Origin of the sequence: Paenibacillus nuruki (assembly GCF_001721045.1) — a bacterium.
Classification (GTDB): domain Bacteria; phylum Bacillota; class Bacilli; order Paenibacillales; family Paenibacillaceae; genus Saccharibacillus; species Saccharibacillus nuruki.
Genome location: NZ_MDER01000111.1, coordinates 1 through 1,318 on the forward strand (window position 1 = coordinate 1; position 1,318 = coordinate 1,318).

Annotated in this window: 1 protein-coding gene; it reads right to left on the minus strand. The window is 27.8% G+C overall.

Annotated elements, in window-relative coordinates; translation table 11 throughout:
• Nucleotides 1-68: 68 nt before the first annotated feature.
• Nucleotides 69-1,318 (minus strand): hypothetical protein (locus PTI45_RS24345; protein ID WP_175425263.1); only part of this gene is annotated, 1,250 nt, incomplete at its 5' end.

Consider the following 1,318-nt stretch of genomic DNA (forward strand, 5'->3'; position numbering starts at 1 on the left):
ATTTTGTATAGCAAATACAATATGATCTATTGTTCTCAATTTCTAAACACCTCCACTATTTCTAATTTCTATAATTTCTTCAACGGAATTCTTGTAATCTCTGTAGTTTTTAAAAGATGACCTAAAGTTATTATTTTTTGATCAGTGCCGTTATCTGTCCACAATTCATATGTTCCACTATCAAGTACTTCTAATTCTTCATCACCAAAAAAAATAATTACATTGTTATCAGTTGGACGAATAACAATGATAATTTCATTGTTATTTTTTTTTGCAAAAAATACTGTTTGATTATCTTCAATTTTCCACTCTTCTAGGGTATCTGGAAGTTCATACTGCGTCAATTTTTTTAAATAATGATAAACATTTTGTACGCTTCTTGATAACATTGAATCAAAATATCTCTTCATTTCTGGAGTTGAAGTTACAATATGCTGTAACTGCCTTTTGATTTCTTCATTATCAAATGTAGAATTGTCTAAACTGCTTTTTAATTTTTGATAATAATGTATAAGCTCTTCTAGGCCTGCTAAATCCAATCCATTTTGTTCTACTTTTTCAGCAATTTTCATTCTTCTTAAAGTTTCTTCAGGAGAAGATAACAACATTCTTTTAGATAAAATTTTAGGGAAAATTATTTCAGTTAATTGTGGTTCTTTTAAAAAAAAATCAGTTAATTTATTAAAAATAGTTTGTACTTCATTTGCTCGTTTTTCTTGATTAACCGTTTCTTCTGAAAGAATAGCCGTTACTTTATTTTCAATGTTATTGGCACATTTTTCTGTATCATAATGTCTAGAGAGCATATCTTTGAAATAGTCGTCAAAAGCAGAAATATCTCGGTGCATTAACTGATTTTTGAAAGGAGGATCTAGCTCAAATAAAATCGCTTTTACATCATTATTAATATTAGAATCAAAATACAAACGTTCAATAGAAATAAATTGTCCACTTTGCGTAGGAACGAAAACTGACTTAACTACTGTATCTACTCCCTCATCGTTAATCCATAGACTGTAAAAATCATTCAACCATTTAATCTTATTCATTTCATTTACAGATGGTTGAAACTCTTCTAATTTGTTCTCTTGAAGCATTTTGTTAAATTGATTTAAATGCCAATTTCCACCAAAAATCTTTCTCCAACCCAAAAAGGTTTCTAGCGTAGTTGTATATTCATAATATCCATTAACAAACAAATTCCAAAATAAAGTATCATTTTCTTCCTTTTTAGCTATAGGTAAATAAATCTTTTGCTTTCCTGATTCCTGATAAGGTTTTTTTTCATAATTTGAAGAATTATTATAAACAGGTATAA